Annotated in this window: 21 protein-coding genes; 8 read left to right on the top strand and 13 right to left on the bottom strand. The window is 33.5% G+C overall.

The window, feature by feature from the left end; genetic code table 11:
• The first annotated feature begins 160 nt into the window (after positions 1-160).
• The 5 genes from ACQKNX_RS22745 (at position 161) to ACQKNX_RS22725 (ending at position 1,493) form a co-directional block, all read left to right on the top strand.
• Complete coding sequence (locus tag ACQKNX_RS22745; protein WP_427430822.1) at positions 161-457, top strand: DUF2187 family protein; 297 nt, start codon at positions 161-163, stop codon at positions 455-457.
• Positions 438-611, top strand: a complete 174-nt coding sequence (locus ACQKNX_RS22740; protein ID WP_427430821.1) for a hypothetical protein — start codon at positions 438-440, stop codon at positions 609-611. The genes ACQKNX_RS22745 and ACQKNX_RS22740 overlap by 20 nt, the downstream gene beginning before the upstream one ends.
• Before the next feature lie 17 nt (positions 612-628).
• Positions 629-1,021 (top strand): hypothetical protein, encoded by a 393-nt coding sequence (locus ACQKNX_RS22735; protein ID WP_427430820.1) that lies wholly within the window; start codon positions 629-631, stop codon positions 1,019-1,021.
• A gap of 87 nt (positions 1,022-1,108) precedes the next feature.
• Positions 1,109-1,315: a hypothetical protein gene (locus tag ACQKNX_RS22730; protein ID WP_427430819.1), complete on the top strand. Its 207-nt coding sequence runs from the start codon at positions 1,109-1,111 to the stop codon at positions 1,313-1,315.
• A 28-nt stretch (positions 1,316-1,343) separates the two neighbouring features.
• The gene (locus tag ACQKNX_RS22725) at positions 1,344-1,493 is read left to right on the top strand and encodes a hypothetical protein (protein ID WP_427430818.1); all 150 of its coding nucleotides are present in this window, start codon (positions 1,344-1,346) and stop codon (positions 1,491-1,493) included.
• 506 nt (positions 1,494-1,999) lie between these two features.
• Here the strand turns inward: ACQKNX_RS22725 and xerS are convergent.
• The 5 genes from xerS to ACQKNX_RS22700 form a co-directional block, all read right to left on the bottom strand.
• Positions 2,000-3,130, bottom strand: a complete 1,131-nt coding sequence (xerS, locus tag ACQKNX_RS22720) for a tyrosine recombinase XerS (protein ID WP_427430817.1) — start codon at positions 3,128-3,130, stop codon at positions 2,000-2,002.
• Positions 3,131-3,208: 78 nt separating this feature from the next.
• Positions 3,209-3,508 (bottom strand): hypothetical protein, encoded by a 300-nt coding sequence (locus ACQKNX_RS22715; RefSeq protein WP_427430816.1) that lies wholly within the window; start codon positions 3,506-3,508, stop codon positions 3,209-3,211.
• Positions 3,509-4,027: 519 nt separating this feature from the next.
• A complete protein-coding gene (locus ACQKNX_RS22710) occupies positions 4,028-4,261 on the bottom strand; it encodes a hypothetical protein (protein WP_427430815.1) in 234 nt (77 codons plus the stop codon).
• Positions 4,261-4,458 (bottom strand): hypothetical protein, encoded by a 198-nt coding sequence (locus ACQKNX_RS22705; protein ID WP_427430814.1) that lies wholly within the window; start codon positions 4,456-4,458, stop codon positions 4,261-4,263. Before ACQKNX_RS22705 ends, ACQKNX_RS22710 begins: the two co-directional genes overlap by 1 nt.
• Positions 4,459-4,468: 10 nt before the next feature.
• On the bottom strand, positions 4,469-4,786 hold the full coding sequence (locus tag ACQKNX_RS22700) for a hypothetical protein (protein WP_427430813.1): 318 nt from the start codon (positions 4,784-4,786) through the stop codon (positions 4,469-4,471).
• A 534-nt stretch (positions 4,787-5,320) separates the two neighbouring features.
• On the opposite strand from ACQKNX_RS22700, the gene ACQKNX_RS22695 reads away from it, so the two are divergent.
• The 3 genes from ACQKNX_RS22695 to ACQKNX_RS22685 all read left to right on the top strand — a co-directional run bounded on the left by ACQKNX_RS22695 (position 5,321) and on the right by ACQKNX_RS22685 (position 8,340).
• Positions 5,321-6,073 carry a helix-turn-helix domain-containing protein gene (locus tag ACQKNX_RS22695; protein ID WP_427430812.1) on the top strand — a complete coding sequence of 251 codons (753 nt, stop codon included), beginning with the start codon at positions 5,321-5,323 and terminating at the stop codon, positions 6,071-6,073.
• Between the two features lie 222 nt (positions 6,074-6,295).
• Positions 6,296-7,513: a hypothetical protein gene (locus tag ACQKNX_RS22690; RefSeq protein ID WP_427430811.1), complete on the top strand. Its 1,218-nt coding sequence runs from the start codon at positions 6,296-6,298 to the stop codon at positions 7,511-7,513.
• Between the two features lie 17 nt (positions 7,514-7,530).
• Entirely contained in the window at positions 7,531-8,340 is an 810-nt protein-coding gene (locus ACQKNX_RS22685) for a hypothetical protein (protein WP_427430810.1), read from the top strand.
• Between the two features lie 231 nt (positions 8,341-8,571).
• On the opposite strand, the gene ACQKNX_RS22680 is transcribed toward ACQKNX_RS22685, so the two are convergent.
• The 8 genes from ACQKNX_RS22680 to ACQKNX_RS22645 all read right to left on the bottom strand — a co-directional run bounded on the left by ACQKNX_RS22680 (position 8,572) and on the right by ACQKNX_RS22645 (position 19,637).
• Complete coding sequence (locus ACQKNX_RS22680) at positions 8,572-9,015, bottom strand: hypothetical protein (protein ID WP_427430809.1); 444 nt, start codon at positions 9,013-9,015, stop codon at positions 8,572-8,574.
• Between the two features lie 26 nt (positions 9,016-9,041).
• On the bottom strand, positions 9,042-9,887 hold the full coding sequence (locus tag ACQKNX_RS22675) for a hypothetical protein (RefSeq protein WP_427430808.1): 846 nt from the start codon (positions 9,885-9,887) through the stop codon (positions 9,042-9,044).
• Between the two features lie 86 nt (positions 9,888-9,973).
• Entirely contained in the window at positions 9,974-10,246 is a 273-nt protein-coding gene (locus ACQKNX_RS22670; protein WP_427430807.1) for a hypothetical protein, read from the bottom strand.
• Between the two features lie 247 nt (positions 10,247-10,493).
• Positions 10,494-11,150: a hypothetical protein gene (locus ACQKNX_RS22665; protein ID WP_427430806.1), complete on the bottom strand. Its 657-nt coding sequence runs from the start codon at positions 11,148-11,150 to the stop codon at positions 10,494-10,496.
• Positions 11,151-11,207: 57 nt separating this feature from the next.
• Positions 11,208-13,121 (bottom strand): peptidoglycan DD-metalloendopeptidase family protein, encoded by a 1,914-nt coding sequence (locus ACQKNX_RS22660; RefSeq protein WP_427430805.1) that lies wholly within the window; start codon positions 13,119-13,121, stop codon positions 11,208-11,210.
• Positions 13,122-13,152: 31 nt separating this feature from the next.
• Positions 13,153-16,572 (bottom strand): type IV secretion system protein, encoded by a 3,420-nt coding sequence (locus ACQKNX_RS22655; RefSeq protein ID WP_427430804.1) that lies wholly within the window; start codon positions 16,570-16,572, stop codon positions 13,153-13,155.
• A gap of 37 nt (positions 16,573-16,609) precedes the next feature.
• Complete coding sequence (locus tag ACQKNX_RS22650) at positions 16,610-18,742, bottom strand: VirB4 family type IV secretion system protein (protein WP_427430910.1); 2,133 nt, start codon at positions 18,740-18,742, stop codon at positions 16,610-16,612.
• On the bottom strand, positions 18,675-19,637 hold the full coding sequence (locus ACQKNX_RS22645) for a hypothetical protein (RefSeq protein WP_427430803.1): 963 nt from the start codon (positions 19,635-19,637) through the stop codon (positions 18,675-18,677). The genes ACQKNX_RS22650 and ACQKNX_RS22645 overlap by 68 nt, the downstream gene beginning before the upstream one ends.

The raw sequence follows: 19,637 nt of genomic DNA, 5'->3' as shown, positions 1-19,637 counted from the left end.
TTCAGATTCATGTTGATATAATACCCATATAAAGCACTTAATATTTCCAAATTTAATCTTGAATGGGAACACCCCTTCATCTACACGAAACTGCTATTAAACTGCAGTCTTTTTCGTGTGAATGAAGGGGTTTTTTTGTTCAGAATAGGGGAGAAAATGTATGATGAATCTTGCTAACTCATGGGATAAGCAACAAATTAAATGTTTGCCGAGAAAGTTAAAAAAAGGTCATGCTTCAATAGGAGACACCGTTAAATTCGAAAGAAATGGATATACAATTCATGGTCAAGTAGAAGCTTACCGTGAACATACTGTACTTGTTTCAATAAGTGATGCAGATGCAGCCAAGCTCCACCTTGAATCTCCTATCACCTTAGTTAACCATAAAAACTACACTGTTATTACTACAGATATATGTACAGAAGGGGGAGCAGCCAGTGCCGAGTACTCTAGCTGATGTTATACCCATTCTAGCTATTGCTTTCGCAGTATGTATTGCGTGGAAAATTGTTTCTGTTATAAGGTCATTTGTTTTACGTGTAATTGCATTTGTAGGTACATTCTTTTTTTTATGGCGAATTTTCGAAATGTGGTCTACATTATTTGGTTAAGAAAGGATTGTTTAGTTATGTCACGACAAGTATTGAAACAGCCATTACAAGAATGGATATTACAATGCCACAGCTCAAATAATATGCTTTCTTCTTCTAAAAAAGAAGAATTTCTATTAAGAAGGGTAAAAGCAGTCCAATTAGTATGCTTTAATTTGCCTTATACGAAGACAAAAAAAGCATTACTTGTAGAGCATGCTATTATATTGTTAAGTTTTATTTCAAAACGATTAGATCGATCGATGACTATCCCAGCACATATATCCGATATCAGCGAAGAAACAAATCTTGCCGTTAGTCGTATTCGCACCGTTTTTCATTTCCTTGAAGCGGTTAGAATTATGAATTATAGCAAAGGTATTATCTCAATATATAAGATTTCTGAATTAATACCATTCAAAGAAAATTAATACTGCAAAAAAGGGGTTTACAGAATACCTTGCGGAAAGAGGATTTTCTATAATGTAAACATAAAACAATTGGAGGGTGGATATAGAATGTTTGGTGAAACATTAAAAAAGTATTGTCCAAAATGTAAAGAAGATGTTAAATATACTACCACAATTATGTATATGATTGATGGTAAAGAATATACAGATACTTTTAATTGTCCGAAGTGCAGTAAAGATTTAGCCAAAGAAGAAAGAGAGTTTATTAGAAAAGCACGAAATGAAGGTAAGGACGTTGTAGCTGTTATGTGTTAATGTAATCAATTTAAAGGACGTTCAATGTATGTCATTATTTGGTGATAGAACATTTAAACAGGAAATATACGATTCATTGCATTACATCATTCATAACTTTAACCCCGAAGTGATTGAACTTATGTCACTACTACGAATAACAAACTTAAAAGAGATTAAAGTGCAAGAACAGCAATAGAAACTGATCAAACTAACTTTTTTATAAAAATTTCACATTTTCACAAATAATTAACCCGTTCTGAACAAACTTTGTTCAAAACGGGCTCTTTTAATTTAACTTAAAAATTGGGTCTGTTGGTCGTTTTTGATACTTTATTCTAAAGCTACAGATAACTGATAAACCTAAGTACGACAAGTGTTAAAGTTAGGTAAGCACCACATAATAAGAAACTTATATAGTGTCTATGAGTGTAGAACTTAGTTTTAACTAGAAATTTGAGATCCCATAGAAGAAAACAAATAAACAATACTGTAAATGAAATTGCAGAAAAACCTATATATGCTTTTACCAGAAACATTTTAATCACCTCCTTTAAAATCAAAAAAAGAACCTAAATACAAAGCCGTCAAAAAGACGACTCAATATCTAGGTTCTTCCTTGATTTAAGTTGTTCAAATATTATTTATATAATTCGAATATAGCACGTGAGACAAATAATGTATATAAAAATAAAACCTCAACCCTCATCTTCTTTTATCCATTTCATCTAAAACCTTTTCTCCATCTTTAGACGACATGTTTGTGTACAATGAAGTTGTTTTAATATCTGAATGGCCAAGTTGATCTCTCAATAAAATGATATCGCCACCGCTACGTATATAGTCAACTGCGAATGAATGTCTTAATTTGTGCGGGCTTTTCCCATCTTTAAAAAAAGCAGAAGTATATTTATTAACAATGTTTTGAATTGCTTTTCTTGAAAGGGGTCTTGCTACTCCACCATAGACGCTCACAAAAAGGAAAGGGGATTGCTTAGCACCTGGATATTTGGATTCCCTAATATCCATATAGCGTTCTAAATCCGCTATAGCACTCTCTAGAACTGAAACCGAATCAGGCTTACTACCTTTTCTAACAACATCTATGTACCTACTGTGCAAATGTATATTTTTCATTTCAATACTGGCAATTTCTCCAACCCGCATACCGGTACCTAACATTAATGAGTTAATGGCTAAATCGCGTATCATATCTCGCTCATATCGACTCCTAGCTTCTGCAGAAGTTAAAGTCTCGCTATAGCCGTTTGCTAAAAACTTTAGATAGGAGGAAATTTCATCGTCATTCAATATTACTGCATTAAGATCACGTGCTCTACGGCTGGCCGTTTCTCCTGTTTTATGCGTTACAATCTTTGACATTACGTTCCGATAGAAATAACATTCGCCATCCGCATCTTCGGTTTCTTTGGTTAGATAATTGAAAAGGGACTTTAAAGCTTGAATCGATAATGCAACAACGGATTCGCCGCGATACGCCGGTAATTTTAAAGCTTTTGGTTTTCCTTCAGTATCAACTTCTTTTTTCGAAATATCTTCGTTCCGCAAAAATTGAATATACATTTCGATTGTATCTTTTCTCATTCTATCTAAATCAGAGTAGGGGATAGCAGCCACATTCTCAGCTTCTACAAGCCCCTCTGAGAGCAACCAATTAAAGAAGTGTTTGTATCTATAGAGATACTGCAAAAGGGTGTCAGGAGACAATCTAGCAGTTAATTTTGATTGTATATACTCCTTAACGTAGAAGGGCATAGTCTCACTATGTTTTTCTATTAATTTTCGAATATTTAATTTCTCAGGTGTTATAGCCATTTATAAAACACTCCATCCTCTCCAATTGTTCACAAAATACAATTTTAACGAACATTCGTTCTTATTTTAACTTTAAATTTAATTACAAGGTAACCATCCTAACTCTCCCATATTTTCATCAATTTTGTACTTCCCATTCTCTTCAAATATACAAATAAATTCGTTGTATTCCTCACTTACAAAGTAGCCAATCAATTTGCATTTACGTATGGACATTGGGAAAACAGGGATAAACACTCCATATTCATTGAGCCTATAAAGGTGTTCAGCATCGGAAGGACACATATTTGCTGTTATATCCTTTTCATAAAGTGAAATATCTCCACTAATACACTCTGAAAAATAGCAACTAGATATTTTACTTGTTTTTATATTCATAGTCATTATCCTTTCTTCATTTATCACTAAAGTCTATTATTATATTGCTTCTCATATATTAATGTATCGTACCTTTGAGATGCCCCTTATTATCTTTCGTATAAATTTCAAACCACTACTGAAATCAATCAGATTGCTGACCTATGTAATAGAAAGGTGCGAAATTAGTTCAGTAGATTAATTTGAGTAGTGTTAGTACTATCTAAGAGGAATAAAAGACATTTCTCTTCATCTAAAATCAAACCTTGTTCTGATATATAAACAATATTATTTTTTAAGAGGAAATTCATTGCCTCGTTAAAAATAAATAGAAGATCTGATGTTACTGTATCATTGTATAAGTGGAGCTGCTCGTAATCCTCTTGTAATTCTAAAACAGATTTATAATTATGTTTTCGAGAGTAAATCAGAAATAAAATATATGAGCATCGTTCATATTTAGGAATTGGTGACCAATAATCAGAAATCATCGTAAATAAATCGTAAGTATACTTAATCATCTCTTTGAACCTGCTCTTTCTAATCTTTCAATATATCGATATCTATTTGTCCTTTATCATAATCAGCTACAACCAGCACATTAGTAAAAGGGCTAAGGTGACTTACATCACTTTTAGGGAGTAAATCACTAACTAAGGCTAATTTAGTCGTTACACTAAAAACTTTGCTTTGATTTCGTTCAAAAGCTTGTAGGAGATCTTCAGTTAAATCCAATTCATTTAGATTAACCGGTATTGTAAATGAAGTTACCATTATAGACACTGCCTTTCTGTATTATTTATTCCAGGCTTTTCTAGCTGCATTATTTTACTCTGACAAACCTCTAATTCGTTAATTAAAGTAGCAATTATATGAACATTTAAATCTCTATATTCACTCTCAAGAAAAGCAATGCTCTTTTTTATATTCTGCTGTTCATTATTAAGGACTAGCAATTCGGAAGATTTCATATTTCCACTCCTAATCGCAAGAGGGTGAACTATCTGTATTATCAGAGGCCGTATTGCAGTTATTGCTGTATGAAGCGGTATCGGTTATTGATGAGCTATATAGAATATTTGCCATCACGTTTGAACTACTGGACGCCGTTGTGCCACTTCCTGCATTTCTATGATGCAGAGTGGAGACAGTCTTATTTGAAGTTCTTTTAGGGCTTAATTTAATAAACTCAGGCTCTTTGTAACCTTCAGCACGATGAATGTCATCATAATGTTTTCTTCTTTTATCAACTTTTCGTTGTTGCAGATTTACCAAATAATTATTGAGTCTTCTTAACATACTTATTCCTCCAAATCTCCAGTTACTCTAGCAATTCTTAACTTCATTTTATTTAATCTAATTTTACTACATTTACCTCATGAATGTTCGTTAAATTTATATTTTGTGAACATTCATTTAATAGGTATTCATATATACTTTCTTAAATTTTTAAATTTTAATATAGTGTATATGTGTTCTAGATTTCATCTAGATAAATCTAACTTTAATTTTTTATCTTAACTACTAATACTTAATGAATTTACTCCCTTTTATAAGTAATATTGTTCTTATAACCTTTTTAATACATTTCTAATGAGAATTTGCAATTCTAATTCTTAGTAGAGATAATATTACATTCAGTAGATAAATAGATTTAACTATCAATAAACCTAGAGAAATAAGTTTGAGGGTTGTAATAGATAAAATCTACATATTATGTATAATAATTAGTAAACAAATAGAAATTTATAATTACTATATACCCTATAATTAGAACGTTTTTACCTATACGAAAGGACTGATTATATGTCATTATCTGTTAAGGGCATTAAAATGAAAGAAAGATTACAAAATGCTCGAAAGCAACATAAATTAACACAAAAAGTTGCTGCAGAAGAAATCTTTAATATCCCTCTAGGAACTCTTTCTGGAATTGAAAGTGGCCGAATCACTCCTCCAATTGAATATGTGTGTATCGCTTGTTATAAATTACTTCAAAGAAGTAGTTTAGAAGGATTTATTACTTTAGATTGGGCTAAGGCTTTATTAAGAAAAAAATCGTATCGTCTTAACTATTTGTTTGAAGATGAAGAAGACTTATATGAGACAATAATTAGTTTAAGTAGAGCTTATCCTGGTTACGTCCTATCTTCATCTTTAGTTGTTGAATATCGTAGAGATCACGTAAAATTTGTTATGCCTTCATTTATAGAAAAAATTCCAGTTCAATCTACTCCCCCAATAGAAAATTTATCATTTAATGATAAGCCTAATTCGGGAACCTATAATGAAGAAAAACAACTTGAAAATTGGTCCGAATTAGTGAATTCAGTTTTAGATTTAAAAATTTTACATAACAACATGGCTACTATCTTAAATAAAATTGACCATATTCAAAATGAACTTAGTATAAGTAAAATGGAAGATAATATAAATTCTAAAGTAAACAGTATTCACAATTATAATGACGTTTTTATATATGAGCTCCAATTAAGAAATGAGATTTCAAGCAAACTATCTAAATTGTCTTTAGAAGAATTAGAACAAGTTAAATCGCTTCTTTCTTCATTTAATGTTTTCGATTAAATTCACTTACTTACTTGCGCATGTATGAAATTGGAAATTTTAAAATCATTGGTGTGTCATATTATTTTTTCTCATTAAATTGCTACGTTTATTTTTACTTATTTTTTAACTAACACAATTTAAATCTAAAATTTGACAATAAGTTAAACATGGATTATCATTATCTTACATAAATTATAACATTAGTTCTTATTTATTTTATAATGAAAGTGAGTGATATCTATGTTAAATGAATTACTATGGCTGTATGGAACTAAGCGCCAATATGACATGCAAAAGGAAAATGGTTTAGCTGGTTTAGTAGGAATACTAGTTACATTTATGTTGATTTGGAAATGGAACGAGTGGATTTATCCCCTTCTCAACTCAATTGGTATAGTTTCAATTACTCGAAATATTGGTCTGATAACTGGTTCACCTATTCTTACAACCATTAACGTGTTAGGCCTTATTATGGGTTTACTTGTTATATTCTCTGTACTTCTCGCTATTCCGACTTTTTTTATTCTTCTAATTATGAATTTATTTGGAAGTAATTTTAATAGCAATCGACCTACTCCTATGCAGTATGCTGTCTCATTACTCTTATTACCTATACTTGTTGTTATTTATCCTATTATTAAGTTTATGAAGGCGATTAAAATCATTCGTCCTAGTTCAGTTGAGTCTTTTAGAGAAGCTAATAAAGATGTACTTAATGATTTTTCATCTATAGAAGAATCCTATACAGCTATCTTCATAGATCAAGAACATAATGATGACGCGTCAGCTAATAGAACTGTTATTTCTGCAGATGAAGCACTATTAACTCTAAACCGAGCAATTGCATCTCTCGAGAACATGCATGATTATGTTTTTGCATATTCAGAAACTGATAAAACGTGGTATTTACTAACTCCTAATCCAATACCACCTTTTGCATCGAAGATTTTAGTTGAATCGTCACCACAAAGAACACCATATAACTACAATGAACTTTACGAAAATTTCATTTCTAATAACCAACAAAAAGTTGATTTTTATGTGCCCGCTTCTAAATTAGATATTTCATGGGATAAAGATACAAACCACGTTATGATAGATGTCTCTGATAAAGGAAGCGGTTATGTCTTCAATTGCTCTAATGCAGCAAAGTTTGAAAAATTAGAAGGAAAATCTATTGATCAGCTTTATCAAAAAGCAATTAATAAGTTCCCTTTAAATCATTTAAACTTAAGAGCACATGTTTTAAGTTACGCTTTACCTTTAGCTTATCCAGAAGAGATTGGACGTTATAAATCACCTGCAATGCCTTCCTATTATCGCGAATTACAGAAGGTTCCCTATGTGGATGCTTTTGCCCCTTTATATCAAGCAGATGTCATTCAAGAGATTAAGACTGCTGCTGCTCGCAACAATAAATGGGCGATTGACTATCTATCTAACCTACAAAATTCATAGTTTAGGAGTGTATGTGTTTGAATTACCAATATAGAAATTTCTCAAAAGAGGAAGTAAATATTATTTTATCGCGTTACTTTAATAAAACTGTACTTGCCAAACAATGGGATAACATGCTTAATCGTAGAAAGCATCATACTTTGCCTTATTCTGATATGATTATGGATATCCTCTCAGTTACAGAATGGGAGCATGTTCACCAGTATTCAATAGAATTGATTAGAGATTATTGTTCTTTACACAATGTATCCCCTGACGAGGTACCTAAACATATCGAAGTGGACTATCAAAAAATGTTGATCCAATATGTAATGGAACCATTCATAGAACATGTAACTTCTGTGAGAAAGTATGATGAGTTTCGTCAGAATAATAATCACTTACACTTGCCCCACCCCCAAAAAATTATTAGTAACTTCGGGAGTTGGAATAATTTTCGGGAATCAATGAATTTGTCTAAAAATAATGCAGGAAATCCTATAGCATTTACTGACAATCAAATTTTAGAGATTTTAGAAAAACATCAAGCGTTCTTTACTACTAATGAAGTATGGGAAAAGCATATTAAAGAACATGAAATAAGAAATAATGAAGCTTTACCAACTATGAAATGGATAAAAACACGAATTGATCGGAAAATTTTACTTAAATACAACAGCACCTTGCATCGTACTGAAGAAGAATTGCTAAGTGTATTACGTGAGAATGCCCATGCTTTTTCAAATGGCATCACTTATTGGACTGCATATGCTAGAAAGTATGGTTTACCTAGCTATAACACTTTTGTGCGAAACCTGACAGATGAACAAATTAAAGATGTATTATGATAAATAACAGGTGAACTGAAGCGGCTAAATTAGCCGCTTCTTTTATTTCTTTGATTTAACCTTACAGCTATATTAGTCTCTCTAACTTTTCACAAATTGCAAAACTACCACTTATTTCAAGAAATCTATAACTTGGATACTTAGTCATATATTCTTTTGCTAAACGATTCATCTTTTTCATCTTTAGACTGCTCGAATATCCAACGAGGCAAAAGGACTTTTTGTGGTACATTATCCATCAATATTTTTGTTTACTATTTCATTGTCTTTAACTAGTAATTTTTTCTTTCTATAAATCTCAATTCCATATAACCCAAAATAAGAAATGCAAAATGTAATAATGAGATAAATGAACGTTTGATTATTACTTACATATGAAAAAAATCCAAATAAGAATACTACAGCCCCCAAAATGATTAACATACTAAAATTTACTCTTGTATTAATTGTAATTTTCACTGTTGCTGCAAATGTTAATGCAAATACTAATACAGCATTTGCAAATGCTGTAATAATTTTTTCTTTTTCTGTCTCAAATTGTATTGATTCGATAAACATTAAAACACCAGGTACACTTAAAAAACTTGAAATAATTATAAAAGCAGTAATTATAAACTCTCGCGTAACAGTAAAATAGTTCCAAGTGCTAAGAATCTCCCTAATTTTTAATTTCAATTTGCATCTTCCCTTCTAAAGAACAACTATAAGAACTCTATATATTTATCTGATTTAATAATCATTTCAGTAGAGGGCTTATCTTTTGTATATTCATTTTTTCGTAAAAAACCCATTGCTAGAATTTCTTTATTAACAAGATCTTCATCGCGGTAAGTAAAATGTTTAAAATACTTCTCAAAAATAACTAAAGTAAAAAAATATGTCTCTGAAGTTAAATTGATAAACCATACCTTTTCTCTCCTTATAACGTTCTCAACTACACCATAAACAAAATATGGTACTTCATATGTGTTACCCTTCCAAAATAGATAATGAGCCATATCATAATGACAAATTAACTTTGATATAGGTATTTGATTCCCTTTAATTGAAATAACAATACTAGCTAATAAATCAGGACTGACACTTTGATATAGTTTTTTGATACTTTTAAGGGATGATAAAGATGAAGGTGTTTCGGGCTTTTCTTTTAAGAGTTTTTGGTCAATTTCTGGAGGAGGTGTCGCCTCCTTTTCGCTACCACTTCGATTAACCTCTTTTGGAATATAGTCTGGGTCAAGTTTGTCCATATTTAGCTTTACTACAAACTCTCTTATTCCTTGTGCTCTTAATGTTTCTTGGTATTCATTAACTTTGAACACTGTATCTTTGAAAGTTAGCTTTTTAGCAAATCCACATGATTCTCTATGAATAGAATTTGCTTTTCCACTTGTTTTAAAGTGCGGCGTATTTAATACATCCCCTTTTACAAAATGGACTGGCACATTACAAGTAGGATCCATACAAGAAAGGACTATACCATGTCTTTCCGCTTCATATTCTTTAGCCGTGATTAATTTTCCGTTTGAAAGAATTGCTGAATGCATCATTTTTACCCCCTTCTGTTTATTTGTATTACTACTTCTCTTTTATAATTGCTTTAAAATAAGGATTGGATATTTGCAAAAACTTTAAATTAACCTATGCAATTTCTTAAATATTCTTCTATTCGGCTTTTAATTAAACAGCAATCTGTAAGATTCTTTATTTCCTCTAATAAAAGAATACTCCTCATAAAATGATTATGTGATTTCACTAAACCTTCAGCATATTCAGGGCTATTAGTAATTGCTATTTCAACACCTCTTTCATTAAAAACTTGTTTGTCAAAACCACTTAACTTCGACAAATTAGTCTCTTGCATAAATTGTCGAAATTCATAAAATTCATTGTTAGGGCTCACTTTCAAATAATCACTCCCCTGTTAAGTATCAAATTTGTTGTATAAAGCTTTTAAGAATGCTTCCTGTAATTTGTTTCTCATTCATGTTTTTTCCTCCCTTAAATTATTTATAGTTAAAAAACAGAAAAACCCGCCGAATAAACATACTCCATGTATGTTTTACTCGACAGGTTGTTCCCGTTCAAATATACAATTAATCAAATATTTCACATCATTAATTTTATCAATTATAACTAGAAATAACAACAAATGTTTACTTGATAGATGATTTGTTAAATGTGTCAAAAAAGGCTATGAAGGATGAATTAATAGCATAGTAATAATGATCCTTTGTTCCATCTTCCGTGTAACGCTTAACATTCATATTCATTTTTATGGGATTTCCTGCTTTGTAGTTAAAGACTACAGTAAATGATTTTTCATCTTTGCGAATGTAGCTGATAGAATCATATTCCCCAGACCTATTAATCAAACTCAATAGTTGATTCCGAGCAGCAACTAATTCGTCATGATTAGGATATAGATTCACAAATTCCATATAAGAATGTATATCAAATAATGTAACAAGCATATCTATGTCTTGCTCTTTAATAGCGTAATGTAGTTCGGCAAAGATTCTTTCCTGTAATTCTTCCTCTGAAGTCTTTTCTATATTTAAAGCATCATGGAAGAATAATTCTATATTTTTCACATCAATTTTTTTGGGAAGTGAGTTTTCGATGAAATGTATTATTTTTTCACGATCGACCTGTTCCATCTCTAAGTCTAAAGCTTTTTTTTCAACCCAAATTTGATTTTCTATTAGAGCCTCTTTTTCCATTTCCTTATTAGCAAAATAAAAATACATGCCGAGACCTATAATTAAGAATCCAAGTAAAAATAACGCACTAAAGATAAGCCTTTTATTCACATTTATCATTCCTTTTGAAAAAATCACCCACCATCTAGGTAGGTGATTTCACATAATTTAGAACGGTACATAATCTGCCGGATTTAATACATTATCATTTTGAACGCGACTTGGTTTGTGTAATTCAAAATGTAAGTGTGTGCCTGTTGAACTTCCTGATGTCCCCATTAAGGCAATTGTGTCACCTTGTTTTACCTTTGTACCTTCAGACACTTGAATCTTATTTAAATGCGCATAGACGGCCTCGTATTGAACTCCATCTGCTTGATGTTTTACCCAAATGTAATTACCCCATCCACCATTGCAGGTACTTCCTAAATAACCCTGGGCAGGGCAACCCCCTTTTGCTTTTGTAACAACCCCATCTGCGGCTGCTAAAATAGGCGTATTAGTTTTATTTGCTATATCAACGCCGTAATGGAAGCTACCCCATCGACTACTAAAAGGTGAGGTTACTTGACCTGCAGCAGGTCTAATAAAACCATTTTTCACATTCGCTGGTGGCTTCTCACCAGTTCCATTTGAGTTGATCGTTGCAGCATCTTTAAATTCATTAGCTTTTTGATTTACTAAAGCAACGTAAGAATTAGAATGATTATATTGAAATATTGCCCCATCTTTATTACTAGCGAATCCATTCTTAGACAAATAGTATGCGGCAGTGTAAATGGCATCTGCAACATCCCAAGGACTCGCTTTTCCATTTCCATCCGCATCAATACCGTATCCACCATACTTTTTAACAATAGCAGGGTTATATAAATCTGATTCTGGCATTTCGGTATGACCATTAGTACCTTTACATGAAGGATAACTCCATCCATGCCAAGTACATCTCATGAATTGTAAATGGCCTTCTGCACCAACTGAAGATATCATTGGTTTATGTGTTGAAAATTTAGTTTCAACCCAATGTAGCGCAGCGAGATAATACCAAGGCACACCAAACTTTTGTTGAGCTCCCAAATAATATTTCATAAATTCTTCAGGTACATTGCTTCCAGGAGTAACATTTATATCGCCAAAATTATTTTCATATTCGCCCTCTAATGTACCGTTTTTCCAAGCAGCATAATTAACTCTTCCACCTGTTGCTTGATAAAATACCTCGATAAGTTTGAGGTCCTCTACACCCATTTTAAAAGGTGAAGCAAATAATCCATTCTCAAACCTTGTGTAGTCTTCGGTAGCATCTTCATTAACGATATATGTGGTTATACGTGTAGATGTAGTCGTTGTAGTGGTAGAACGTACCGTTTCCCCATTTTCGTCTGTTGATTCACTCGTAGAAGAGGTAGTTTCTGTAACCCAGTCTCCTACTACTAGCTCTGGCGTTCCTATCATTATATGATCCCACGCCTCTACCTTAATAAGTAATTCTACATCAATTGTTTGACTAGATTCTGTGGTTGTGCAATTCCCATCTGTACAAACAGTGGTTATGGTTTCTATTAGTCCTTGCTTAGTTTCATAAGTAAATATGGGTTTAAGTGCTTCCGCTATATCATACATTGCATCCTCTATATCTAATTTATTGTGTTCAGAATAATAAATTTGAACAGCCGCAATGATTAATTGGAAAGGAACTTTGTATTTTTGTTGTTCTGGTCGGTCTGGATCAACTGTTGTATCAGCTGCAGCAATAGCATACTCTCTTATTAATTCAGCATCTTCTCCTAAAGAATCATCTTCACTTAATATTACCGTTGTCATTATAAAGATAAAGATGATTACAAGTAAAACACCTACTATAGCTAGGGCATAGGGGCCTAGTACTGAAGCTAGAAACCCCACAATTGCCTTAATTGCTCCAGCGATGGCCTTTACTGCTAACTTTATAGCTTTCTTAGCCACGTTTTTCGCAAATTTTTTAGCGATTTTTTTTCCTTGCTTAGATGCTTCCTTTTTAACTTTCTCCTTTGCTAATTGCGATACAGTTGGTTGTTGTTCCTCTTGATCAGAGTGTTTCATCTAAACATCCACCTCTTTCTGTATCAAACAACTAGCCTAATATGCCTTGTTTTCTTCGCACTACATCTAATTGATTGCGTCTATCTACAGAACGTGTTGCTCTTTCCATATGACGAGAGGACATTAAATAGTCAGGTAAACTTTGAGTAACCATACCTGATACCCCTCGTTGATCATAAATTTTTGTAGCTTGATTCGTTAGCTCATTACCAGGTACTTGTATTTGTTGGTTAACTGTACGGCTACTAACTGATTGATTTGGCATAGTAGTCGTTTGTGATGAGGTATTAGCCATTTGTAATTCTTGAGTAACTTTTTGTGCTACCATACCTTCGCTGGACATTTTAATTGGTTGTAACTGCCCATTACTAATTTCTACTGGAATATTTACAACTTCATTGTTATTCAAACGTGTATCTCCTGCAAAAACTGGAGAGATACGGTATGTTTGTCCATCTTTTTCTGCTGTCACATATTGACGACCTTTTTCTACCAATACTTGCGGATTAGACATACCAGATGCAACAACATCTTCAGTAAAGAAATTACCTAAATCTACTCTTTGATTAAATACAGGTACATCATTTCGTTTCACTGGTGCATGATTTGCGCTTGCATTTGGATTTCCTAGCAAACTATTGTGTGATGAATTAATCTCAACAGGTGTTTGAATTCTTGCCCCACCGCTATCCATTCGATAAGTTGAAGGACCTCCTTTGGCTCCAGATACAGCCACCAACGAATCTCCTTCACTTGTAAGGTCTTGATATACTACATCACCATTTTTTAATGACTCTGCACCTGCACCCATACGAGATACAGTCATTATTTCACCACTACCAGTTCTTACTTCAACGTGAGATGAATCACGTGTAATTACTTGTCTTATGGCTCCAGGAGCAATTTTTGTATTTCCATGCTCATCAGTTACCGTTTGAGCCATTGATATTACTTCAGAAGGTGATGCTATTTGTTCTTGCACTGCTTGTGTGTAAGGAGAAGACATTCTTGTCGCCCCATTTTGGGCTAATTTTAAGCCTGTTCTACCTAAGACAAGAGCTCCGGCAAAGCCTGCAGCATTCGTAAATTGTTTTTGTGCTTGGACTGCATCTCCAGCATTTTGAGCAATATGTTCATTGGCAAATCCAGTATTAAATCCACTAATTGCATTTGGTATTGCCTTTAATAATTGCCCTTCATCTTTTGATTGGCTAAAAGCAGCAAGACCCATGTTAGCTCCTGCATCAAAGCGTTTCCCGAGATTTTGGAAAGAATTAATACCTGAAGCCCCACTTAAGAAAGCTTTCGCTGTTGATGTTGATAAAGGCTCCACTGAACTATTAATTGCATTAGAAAACTCTGGAGTTTTCATTGAACCAACATGTCCTGCATAAACTGATTTTTCATTTTTCAACCATTCTTTTCGAGCTGTCTCTTCAGACATTCCTTCAGGTCTATTTTGAATAAATTCAGCACCTTGTTGAGCTGTTTTTACATGAGCAATACTATTGGCTAATAATGAGTGATTAGGTTTTCCAGATTCATTTAAGAAAGAGGCACCTGAAACATTCGCCATGCCATTCTTGGAAGCTGAAAGTAGATTACTAGTGTCCCCAATACCAATATGTTGCTTAGCTGCATCATTCATAAAATTAGCTACAGCATCTCTTGAAACGTCACCACTAGCTCCTGCATTGGCAGAAAGGAATTTTCGTCCGTCCCCTAAAAATTTTGATTTAACATCATTTATTCGTTCTTGGAAAGCTGCTTCTTTCCGTAAATTAAATGATTCTTTAGATTCGCCAGTTAGTTGTGGGTTCTTTGTCGCATAATCTTGCATAAATGTTTCTTTATTATCTTTACCCCATTGCTGTGCCATCTCATTAGCAGAAGCAGCTATTAGCTGATTGCCATTTCCAATATCCTTAGCAACCTTTTTAGCTGATTGAATTTGTGCTTTTGCTGTTGATAAATACTCAGCTTCTTTTTGCTTTTTTATATCACCAAATTTCTTGTCTAGTTCTTGTGGTGTAGCATTTGGGAAACGATCACGTAAATCATCCATGATTTTATCTTTATTCACTTTTGCCCAATCATTTGTGTTGTGTTTACTTAAACCTTTTGCAAGTGATTCATCATCACCAGAACGATTTTTCATTGAAGATACAGCATCTTTACCAGCACTAATTCGCGAAGAAATCAAACTAGCAGCTGCACTTCCCATTCGCCCTACTGGATTTCCAGCCAATTCACCTATTTTCGCGCCTGCTTCAGCTAAGCCTATTGCCCCAGCAGGTCCTAAACCTGAACCAGCAATAGCACCCGCCATTCCAAACACAGCTTTTCCGCCTCGGCTCATAATATCTCCAGCTTTTAACATTCGGCTTGTCATATTGCCGGCAAATTTTTGTTCTTTATTTCCAGTTATTGAACCTGATTCGGGCTCATCAGCAGCCCCATTTTTTTCGCCGTCTTTACCATCACGTAAACCAGTCGTTCCCTTACGAAGTCCTTGTAACGTACCGCTTACAGATTTCCCATCCATAGCACCTTTAACCGCTCCAGCCATTCCTGCCAATGCACTCATACCAAACATGGCCCCCGCTTTGGAAAGATTGCTATGCATACCGCCTCCCATACCTAGTAGCCCTCTTATTGATTCCGAAATGGGAATGAAAATGACGTATACGATTATGGTTTCTATTAACCCATTTGAAGATGCAGATAAAACAGAAACTGTCCAAAATACAACGGCATGAACTGATTGAACAAATATTGTTCCTGATAGTTCTTTAAGCCAAGCCGTAGTAATAGACTTAAAATTAGGCATCATCCAGAAGACCAACATTAAGGGGCCCATTCCCATTAAAATAATTAATGTTACACGTCTCATCATGTAATAAAAATTTGCCCAAATTGCTAAGCCAAGTAAAACAAGGTTAACTGCTATCTTCCCAATAACACCTTTGAATTCTGATTCTTTATTATCTAAATCCATTTGTTCTTGAATGGTATCCAATTGAGAATCATGCGAACTTGCAAAAAGGTTTATAATCACTTCGTTTATTTGAAATAATATTTCATAAACAGTAGGCAAGAAATATAACATCATACCTACTAGAATCAGATCTTTTGTAAAATCCATTACTTCATTTCTTCTACTGGCATTAAGTTGAGAACTTGAAATCCTCATACCTCCAATAACAATGAAACCTATAAAGAAGCAACCAGCAAGTGTTAATAGCATTAAATAGATTGGTGAAAATGCATTTGTTAAATCAGTTGCATGAAAGGTAGACCAAATAAGTGACTCGCCATCATCCTTATTTTGGCCGTAGACTAAATCCTTTAATGATGATAGTCCAGTGAAAGGTTCTATAAAACTTTTGTAAATAAAGGTCATTAAACTTTCAAATATGGCAAGTATCTTCTCACCAATTGCTTCAAACATGACTGACTCCATCTCCTTTCTTTAGAATTAAATAAAATTAGATTGCGGTTTTAGCAAATTCTCGTCGCTTACGCGATTCTGCTAATACAGCAGCATTCGATTCTATAAATTCTAAATCACTAGTAGACGGATCTGTTCTTAAATGGACGGAAGACTTACCAATTCGTAAGATACATTCACCCTTTTCGGGATTTTCAAAGATTAATTTACGTTCTCCTCGTGTTAAGTTAAAGTTTTTTTCAATTGCTGAAAGGTCAACAGAGTTTTGTTCAAAGAACATGAATGTATACGTATTTTGTAAGACCCCACGTGCCTTTTTAGACTCTAAAATTCTGATAAAGTCCTGTGATGCTATACGGAAACCTGCATTACGTTTACGTGCACGTCTAGCCATTTTCTCAGCAAATGATACAGTTTGTTCATTATCAACCATTGTCCAAAACTCATCTGCGTAAACGACTTTTTTCTTAAGTTCATTGTCAACATTCTTGACAAAGTATTCCCATACATAATTGAGAATAACGTGGTAAGCAATTGGTCTGAGGTATCCCTCTTCCATATTTTTAAGATTAAAGTTAACCAGTTTTGTTGTATGGATATTGACACCCTCATTATCTTTTCCGAAATAAGTTTGTCCATCAAAAATTGGTTTTGAACCAGTGGATAAAAACGGTCGAATAGTAGCCAATAAGCGCTCAGCTTTGGGCTCATTTTCGTATCTGTCAAACAAGTAATTAAAGACATCAGTTAAAATTGGCTCTGGTTTTTTTACTTTTGTTTGAATAATTTTTCCGTTCTCTTCTCTAGCTCCTTCTATAAATAGTGAAGATGGATGTGTTCTGTATTTAAATCTTTCATCTATTGTGTAAAGATAAGTAAGTGCCTCCTCTGTATAGTTCCTTTCAAATATATTTAAACCTGAATCTTCTTGATTTTTCCCCCTGCATAAAATATCAAAGAACTCTGTAGCTTCGTTGATTTTTTCACGAATAGGAACAAATTGTATGAACTTTTGACCATCTTCACGCTCAATAACAATACGCTCGTCACCATCTTCCAGCTCTTCTAACTCTTCATCATCTTCGTCATAAGGAATCGTTGATACATGAATAGCTAATGGGTTGATACGGATTTTACTGTCTTCTGAAAGAGTAATATTAATACCCTTTAAGCGTTTTACAATTCGAACATATTCTCCTTCTACATCAATCAAACGAGAATATACGTTCATACCTGTTGTTTCCCTTGATAAGAGGAGTTTCATGGCAATTGATTTACCTGAACCTGCAATACCTAGTATTGCCATGTTATAGTTAGGTGGTCTAAATTCGCTTGTGCCAAATGCATTGTAAAATTCTTTCTGGCCAGTTCTTATATTGTTTCCAATGGGTATTCCACCATTAAACTTACCACTACCACTAATAAATGGTGCGAAGGTTGATAGCGCTCGACGATCAATATTTCTCAAAGAGTCTGGAATTTCATTTTTCCCAAGAGGTGTATTTGAACGAAATCCCTTTTTAACCCTTCCCCAAGTCGAAACAATTTTTATAAAGCTCCCTGCTAATAAATCCTCTAAATATTCGCGGTACTTACCTAATGAACGTTTGGAATCACCATAGAGAATTCCTGAAACACCAACGTGGTATAGGTCATTCTCATCAAATTGAGTTTCTTCAGCCAAAATTTCATTATCTGCAATTTTAGTTTGTATATCTAAAATTTGGTCTTGATTTCCCCTTTTAGATTGGAAGTATAAATTTGATTTTAAAATAGTATTCTGCTTTTGTAGCATTTTCACTGCAGTCGACTTTGGTATCTTTTGAATATCTATCATAACGTCGCATTCGCCACTGGAAACTATATCATTAATCCAATTAGTCTGTAGCTTTCGAGGATAACCATCTCTTGAAATGTAAAAAGGATAGAAATGTGTTTCTGAACCAAAGGATTGTTTGATAGTTCCTGAATCATCACTTAATTCGGTAATCCCGATTCCATCAGGAGCTATTACATCCCAAACAGTAGGTTTCATATTAAGAATTAATTCTTCCTCTGACATTTCTTTTTCAACTGGAGTTTCCTCAGACTTTACTTCGTTATTACGTAGTTTGAAGAAGCTTTTCTTTGTTTTCATTTCCGGTGATGTTTCCTCCCGCATCTTTTTCATTTTGAACATACTTTTCTAATCCTCCTTTCACTAATGCAATTCTTTTTGGAGTTTGATCCGCAGTTACATATAATGAAAGTTGTTCATGATTTTCAACGTCTTTATATCGATTTTTCAAAGCCCTTTTACGATTAAAGCTGTAATAGCACAATTCAACGATTCCATCGGTAGATAGCATCTTTACTTCCATTTCACCGCTTCTTAAATGCTGTCTCGCAGCTTGAATTCGACGATGTAATTCATTAAAGGCCTTATCAATAATTCTTTCCTCTAATTCTTCTTCATCCTCTACTTTAATTTCCTTAACATCTACACGATAATCGAAGATAACGAACCGCCTTGCTTCAAAACGCGGTTCTGCATTTTGCCAATACAGCAATTCTCTAACCATGTTTTCACCGAACTCTCTCGCTTCTTGATTAAGATCCTCCTGTGAACGCAATGTTCTTTGGATTTCTTCCACAGCTTCAGACAAATCAACAAAACGATTTTGCATATAGATACGTACGTCATATTTATTTGCTGCTACCCAAGTTTCGAAGGCACTATCAATTATCTCCTGCTCTTCATGATCTCTCAGGTAGTAATTTACAGGCTCAACTTCAGCTAGCATGCTAAATTCATTATTTACTCTACGTATCATGTGTCCATCGAATCCAATTATGTCTGGAAAAAGCAATCGAAATGGTGCAGCTTCTTCTTCATCTAATGGAGATTTTACAGTGTCCTTTTTGTTATTCTTTTTTTTATTCTTCTGATTAAATTTCTTATTTAAGGAAATGTCGTTTGCAATAACCTTATTTTCTTTCCAAGGGAAGATTGGTTCTTTTAACATCACTCTAGAAAGAATATACAAAGCTAACCCAATAGCTCCGAACACCAGTACATCAATCAA

Source organism: Lysinibacillus sp. NPDC093712 (assembly GCF_050280025.1).
GTDB lineage: Bacteria > Bacillota > Bacilli > Bacillales_A > Planococcaceae > Lysinibacillus.
Note: the sequence above shows the minus strand (reverse complement) of the source record. Positions and strands in the feature narration are given on the sequence as shown.